Origin of the sequence: Bacteroides sp. 4_1_36 (assembly GCF_003466325.1) — a bacterium.
GTDB lineage: Bacteria > Bacteroidota > Bacteroidia > Bacteroidales > Bacteroidaceae > Bacteroides > Bacteroides uniformis.
Window position 1 is genome coordinate 1 of sequence record NZ_QSOX01000045.1, and the last position, 5,653, is coordinate 5,653.

Genomic DNA, 5,653 nt, shown 5'->3' on the forward strand with positions numbered 1-5,653 from the left:
CCCCTCGCACACAACCCCTTTAGGGGTTATAGTGTGCTATAACCTTTTGCAAAGGTAAGCCTTCCGGACGGGATTTGCAAGCGCTCTGCCATGTGTTCCGGATGTGCTTGGGAACAGAAGCCGGACAAAAGGGAAAAGGACACAAGGCACAATAAAAAATCATCGGTCGGGGAGCGCTGCACGGCAAGGGGGTGCACCAACACTCCCGACGAGTGCAGCCATTGACAGGGTTCTCGGTGAAAATGGAAAAAAGTTGTTTTTCCTTTTGTTATTGTTATAACTTTACATATATTTGTATCGTGATAATCAATTATAAAGTTATAACATTATGGTAACGAATATTATTCAGATTGGAAACAGCAAGGGGATAATACTTCCTTCCGAAGTATTGAAACAGTTGCGTTTGTCCTTGAAATCGGCTGTGAGCATTTCTTTGGACGGGAACAATATTGTGATAAAGGCACAACCACGGCAGGGATGGGCGGAAGCTGCCAAACGTGCCCATGAGAATGGGGATGATGAGTTGCTTATCCCTGATGTGTTTGAGGATGAAAAGTTTGAGGATTGGACATGGTAGAACAGTATGAAGTGTATTGGGTAGAGTTAGACCCTACCCGTGGGGGTGAAATGGCAAAGACACGGCCATGTGTAGTTGTCACTCCTTCAGATTTGAATATGTACCTTACAACAGTAGTCATTGTTCCGATAACCTCAACGATAAGAAATTATCCTTACCGGGTTCTGTGTTCTGTAGCCGGGCGTGAAGGAGAGATAGCCACTGATCAAATTCGCACGGTGGATAAAAGCCGGCTGAAAAGAAAGATTGGAGATTTGAATTTCAGTGAGATAAAAAGGTTACGTGAAGTGTTTCAGCAAATGTTCTGTGAATAATGGAAAGTACGGAAAGAAAAATGCAAATAAGACATTATGAAACCAACTGACTACATCGAATGGGATAACCTGAAGGATATTCCATTCTTCCTCTGTCAAGTAGTCGAGGACAGAGAAAAACAAGATTTGGATATTTACTATTTGGGCAAACGTGTCTTGCACGATTACGACCATGTGGGGCACTATTTGCGGACTGCCGTTATCTTGTTCCGCAGGGTAAAGAGCCGCACAGCAGACTGGGTAAACCTGCGTAACCTTTGGACGCTGCGCAACTGTGTGCGTGAGAACTACAATCACGGCATAGGAATGAACGACCTTATTTTTGGGGAGAATTTCGATGGAGATAATCTCGATACGCTTACACCACTTACAAAGAAACGCTTTGATTTTTTGTGTAAGCGGATTAAGGAACTTGACCCATATGCAACTATTTAACACTCCATTGAGTGAAGGCAGGGTTTGTCTTTGTGTGCTCCCCCTTTGGGGGACGGGAGGGGGATAAGAAAAAAAATACCACCGGAGATGTCGGATATCCGTCAATTCACTCCGGTGTTTTTTTTGCAACTCTCCCGTATCGCTCGGCAAGGGTTGTCTTTGTGTACGGCAAAGATAGTTTTTTTTCCGGAAGTATCTTTGTCTGTTGTGGATTTAGTAGTGTATTTGTGTCAGAATTGCGCAGCCGGGGGAATGGGGGCGAGCCCCCATACTAGATAAACTAGAAAGTTTCGTGGTAAATGCTTTTTGACTTGTTATATGTAGGTTTTTTGAATGATGTTTGGCGGTTTGGAATGAATTACCTACTTTTGGGCTGAGAAAAAACGAAAGCCCGAAGGCAGTAACCAACGGGCTTTGTATTTTAAGAATTAGCAATCGTTTGTGTTCGTTCTTGGCGGGGCGGATACCAAACGAAAGCCACATCAAAATTTCATATGTGCAAAGATAGAACAAATATAACCAACTGCAAAGAAAGTCCGTTAAAAAACGGTTCTGATAGTCTTAAAAAAAAGGCTAAAGTAAAAATCATATCCCATAATTTTACTCGAAAACTTTCGGAAAAGAATCCGGATAGTAAGCTGATGAAAGCATATATGGATGCCCATGTGTGTTCAAATGTTTATACTGTGCAGGGAGGTAAGGCGCATTCCCATTATTGTCATCGGGCTTTTTGTCCTATTTGTCAGCGTATTCAAACGGCACAAAATGTAAAGAAGTTCCTTCCGGTTATGAAGTATTTGGCTTCGGAAGGCAGAGAGTTTTATTTTGTGACGCTTACCTTGCAAAATTGTGTAACCGATGATGCAAGGGTATTGCGAGATTTCATGCGTAGATGTAACCGGATGTGGGCTGATGGTATAAGGACGAAACACAAGTTTCGTTCACTTGGTATTTCGGGGGTGATTAAGAAGGAGTGTACCTATCATGTAGTAAAAAAGGATTTGTTTTCGTTCCATTATCATTTTCATATTATTGTTGATTCATTGGAAGCTGCAAAATATGTAGTAGCCCAATGGAAGAAATTGCATGGTAGTACGGTTGCTGATGCCCGTTTTCAGAAATATAAGAAGATAGAGGATTTTGAAAATGCAGCGATAGAGGTTTTTAAGTATGCTTCAAAGGCTTCTGTCTCAAAATCGAAAGGTCGTGACGGTAAAAAAAAGATTCAGATAAATTATAAGGCTTTGGATATGATTTATACTGCCATGCATGGGATGCAGCGCATGAGTAGTTTCGGACAGTTCCGCACCATGATCGGAGATGAAGCGTTGAATGATTTTAGAGATGAGGATTTGGTTCTTAATATTGAGGGATTGAATGTTGAAGATGGTTGTTATACTTGGTATATGTCTGTGAAAGATAAGGTGGCTGATTGGTATAATATGGAAACTGGGGAGGCATTGTGTTGTTATAAGGTCACCCGGAAGGATGAACTTTTGCAGGATATTTATTTAGATGAGGATATTTTTCCTAATAGTGGGTAGTTGTTAGTTTGTTGTATTGTTTTCTTGGTATGGTGTGAGTTCTATGTATTCTCTATTCATGAAAGGATCGCCAAATTTTCCACTTCTGTCATAGAAGGAAAATTTGTTTTTAGTTAGCTCGTCTATGTCCCAGTAATGTTCTCCACCAAAATAAATGGTACTGAAACTTGGATCACCGAATGACCATTGTCCGTAGATATTGGCTTCTTTTTTATTTCCTTGTTTGTCGATTTCTATATTTGTACGGGTATATGTTCCGTTTTTATTGAATTTGTATGTACCTTGCCAGACACTGCCGTTTTCGTCTGTTGTTTTTTTACCAGCCCATGTAATATCACAAATTAATGAGATTATGCTTTCTTCTCCATGGTTGTAGTATCCTTGTTTTTCAACACATCCGGTGTTTGAAATAAGAAAAAGTGATACTGTTGAAATAAGTAAAGAGATATGTATTATTCTATTCATAGTTAAATATTTAATATTCAATGCAAAAATAGGAGAAATTTTATATTTTTGGGCGAAACCTTTATTTATTAACTTTAAAAAAGGAGGATTTATGAAAAAAGTAATGTTTATGTTCATCAGTCTACTGACTGTTTTGGGTGTTTGTTCGTGTAATGATAATGAAGTAATAGAACCTGTGGTTAGTGATTCTGTATCTGATATGGAGGTCTTATCTCGTTTTGTTGATGTAAATGAGATTACAAATGAATACTATTTCAATGAGAATAAGAAAACGAGGGCGTTGTCTTATGTAACAGGTTCGGATTGGCAGGATTTAGAAAAAGTTAGTCCTTTGAGTATTGAGAAATATAAGAATAACCTGCAGGTTTTAAATGCTCAAGTGGCAAGTGCTATTTCAAATCCTAATACCGCTTATGTTGTTTTTTCTGTAAATGGAAAGACTTTGGTTAAAAAGGTGAAGGAGGATGCTAATTTTGATTTTTCAGTATTTAGGGATGTTGTAACGGAAACGAGGGCTGTTCTCCCTTCTTTGAGTATTAATGGAGGTTCTCAAAGCACTACCGGAGTTTTTTACGATTCCAGTCGTACTTTAAAGATGCAAGTTGATTTGAATGCTTCAATACAGAATAATTATTATTTCTTTGAAGTATTAAATCCTAATGCTAAACCAAGTCCGGATGATAATATAACGACACCTGAAAGTGTTGCTTTTAGTGGAACTGGACCGTTATGGAGTAACACTTTCACTTGGACTTCGTATTGGGATGCAAATGTACCTGGTCAAGGTTTTAAATGGGAGTTTAAAGGAAAAGGTACTACTCCTTCTTTTGGTTTTATAGCTAATTGCACCTTTAGTCGTTAAAAAATGAACGGGATTTAATTTGAATTGCACTTCTCAAAAAAGAGAAGTGCAATTCTTTTTAGTGTCTTTCTATCGGTGTAGCCAGTTACCGTTATCTAAAGTCTTTTGTAGTGTATTCCAAAGTTCTTTAAGAAAGTTTTTAAAGTGGATGTTATTTAGCCAAATTGTAGTAATACCATTCTGACTTTTGGAGATATCTATTTTCACGTTTTTAACTTGGTATGATTTTCTCTTGTCTTTATCGTAAAGGTTTCCAGTGTAGTATATTTCCTTTCCAATAAGAAGTTGTCGGATATCTTTATTTTGTATTCCCATAGTTTGGAGTTCCTCTATATTTTCCTGTGCATTTTCCATTTCCGGAAAAAGGTTGGTTATGGGTTTTAGTTTGGATGCTTCTGCCTTTATCTGTCTGTCGGTTGTTTCCTGTACCCTTCGCATCTCGATGTTGTTGGTTCTTAATTGTCCTTCTAAATTTTGATTCTTGAATGAGAGGTTATAATTTTCTTTTTTGAGGGTTTCAATTTCTTTGGCTTGTCGTTTTACTTCCCCTACATTAAAGACGCTTGTAACGGCATTAAATACGGTTTTTCCGGCTTTTGCGGCAGCTTCTTTGGCTTCGTTGATGTGTATGTCGGTTTTCATGCTGTTTAGCTCTTTTTGTGCCGTACTAAGTTCCTTTTGGACTGTGGTGATTTTCTCGGTTCCGGCAGTGTATGCCCTGTTTAGTTGCTCGATGTCTTTTTGAAGTTGTTCAGCTTTCTCTGTTTCCATTTTGTTTTTGTATTGCATGGCCGACAAGTGTTTCTTGTCTGAAGAAACTCCACGTTCCATGTTGAGACACTCTGCTGTTATAGTCTGCATCTCCGCCATGTCGTGTCTGTTCAGCTTTACAGTTTTTCCTGTATGGCCGTCCGTCCAGTCAAAGATCATGTGCGCATGATAGTTCGGTTTCCATGCTTCTTCCTTTCCGTCCCATACGTTTGCGCCTTCATCCTTATGGGTGTAGATTTGGAAGGCGTGCACTCCAAAGCGTTCTTCCAGTTTTTCGGCCAAGTCTTGAAGCTGCTGGATTGTGGTTTCCTCGCTGATTACTATTACCCCTTCCCGGATTGGGGTAGCTTTCTTCTGTAATCCTTGTCCGGTGGCTTCCTTGTATTTTTCCGTTATGTCCCGGTGTACTTCGGCAATGGAACATTCTACCCACTGTTCGTTGCGGTGTGTGAGTTCCGGACGGATGTAGTCGAGCTCCTTGCTTCTTAAGTTGTGACGTTCCGAGCTGCCTATATTGCAGGCTTCCACTCTGATACATGTCTTTGCCATATCTTTAGGTTTTAGGTGTGTATGTCTGTTTAGAAGATGTGGCGTGAAACGTCACATCGCACGGGGTCGAGGGGACACCCCTCGCACACAACCCCTTTAGGGGTTATAGTGTGCTATAACCTTTTGCAAAGGTAAG

At 39.7% G+C, this 5,653-nt stretch carries 7 protein-coding genes; 5 read left to right on the forward strand and 2 right to left on the reverse strand.

Annotated features, from left to right (window positions below; genetic code table 11):
• The first annotated feature begins 328 nt into the window (after positions 1–328).
• The 4 genes from DXD65_RS20575 to DXD65_RS20595 all read left to right on the forward strand — a co-directional run bounded on the left by DXD65_RS20575 (position 329) and on the right by DXD65_RS20595 (position 2,870).
• Positions 329–577 carry an AbrB/MazE/SpoVT family DNA-binding domain-containing protein gene (locus tag DXD65_RS20575; RefSeq protein WP_005812783.1) on the forward strand — a complete coding sequence of 83 codons (249 nt, stop codon included), beginning with the start codon at positions 329–331 and terminating at the stop codon, positions 575–577.
• Positions 571–891: a type II toxin-antitoxin system PemK/MazF family toxin gene (locus DXD65_RS20580; protein ID WP_005799262.1), complete on the forward strand. Its 321-nt coding sequence runs from the start codon at positions 571–573 to the stop codon at positions 889–891. The genes DXD65_RS20575 and DXD65_RS20580 overlap by 7 nt, the downstream gene beginning before the upstream one ends.
• Positions 892–927: 36 nt before the next feature.
• A complete protein-coding gene (locus tag DXD65_RS20585) occupies positions 928–1,326 on the forward strand; it encodes a hypothetical protein (protein WP_005799260.1) in 399 nt (132 codons plus the stop codon).
• A 494-nt stretch (positions 1,327–1,820) separates the two neighbouring features.
• A complete protein-coding gene (locus DXD65_RS20595) occupies positions 1,821–2,870 on the forward strand; it encodes a protein rep (RefSeq protein ID WP_005799258.1) in 1,050 nt (349 codons plus the stop codon).
• A gap of 3 nt (positions 2,871–2,873) precedes the next feature.
• Here DXD65_RS20595 and DXD65_RS20600 read toward each other — a convergent pair whose 3' ends face one another.
• Positions 2,874–3,335, reverse strand: coding sequence for a hypothetical protein (locus DXD65_RS20600; protein WP_005812785.1), 462 nt, complete (start codon positions 3,333–3,335; stop codon positions 2,874–2,876).
• A gap of 91 nt (positions 3,336–3,426) precedes the next feature.
• Between DXD65_RS20600 and DXD65_RS21170 the strand changes: the two genes are divergently transcribed.
• Positions 3,427–4,197, forward strand: coding sequence for a hypothetical protein (locus tag DXD65_RS21170; protein ID WP_005799241.1), 771 nt, complete (start codon positions 3,427–3,429; stop codon positions 4,195–4,197).
• Positions 4,198–4,266: 69 nt separating this feature from the next.
• On the opposite strand, the gene DXD65_RS20610 is transcribed toward DXD65_RS21170, so the two are convergent.
• On the reverse strand, positions 4,267–5,517 hold the full coding sequence (locus DXD65_RS20610; protein ID WP_005799237.1) for an NBU/pMV158-type mobilization protein: 1,251 nt from the start codon (positions 5,515–5,517) through the stop codon (positions 4,267–4,269).
• Positions 5,518–5,653 lie beyond the last annotated feature (136 nt).

What these genes read in the sequence shown, in the direction of transcription:
- DXD65_RS20575 (WP_005812783.1), top strand. Translation starts at nt 329, where the DNA reads ATGGTAACGAATATTATTCAGATTGGAAACAGCAAGGGGATAATACTT.
- DXD65_RS20580 (WP_005799262.1), top strand. Translation starts at nt 571, where the DNA reads ATGGTAGAACAGTATGAAGTGTATTGGGTAGAGTTAGACCCTACCCGT.
- DXD65_RS20585 (WP_005799260.1), top strand. Translation starts at nt 928, where the DNA reads ATGAAACCAACTGACTACATCGAATGGGATAACCTGAAGGATATTCCA.
- DXD65_RS20595 (WP_005799258.1), top strand. Translation starts at nt 1,821, where the DNA reads ATGTGCAAAGATAGAACAAATATAACCAACTGCAAAGAAAGTCCGTTA.
- DXD65_RS20600 (WP_005812785.1), bottom strand. Translation starts at nt 3,335, where the DNA reads ATGAATAGAATAATACATATCTCTTTACTTATTTCAACAGTATCACTT.
- DXD65_RS21170 (WP_005799241.1), top strand. Translation starts at nt 3,427, where the DNA reads ATGAAAAAAGTAATGTTTATGTTCATCAGTCTACTGACTGTTTTGGGT.
- DXD65_RS20610 (WP_005799237.1), bottom strand. Translation starts at nt 5,517, where the DNA reads ATGGCAAAGACATGTATCAGAGTGGAAGCCTGCAATATAGGCAGCTCG.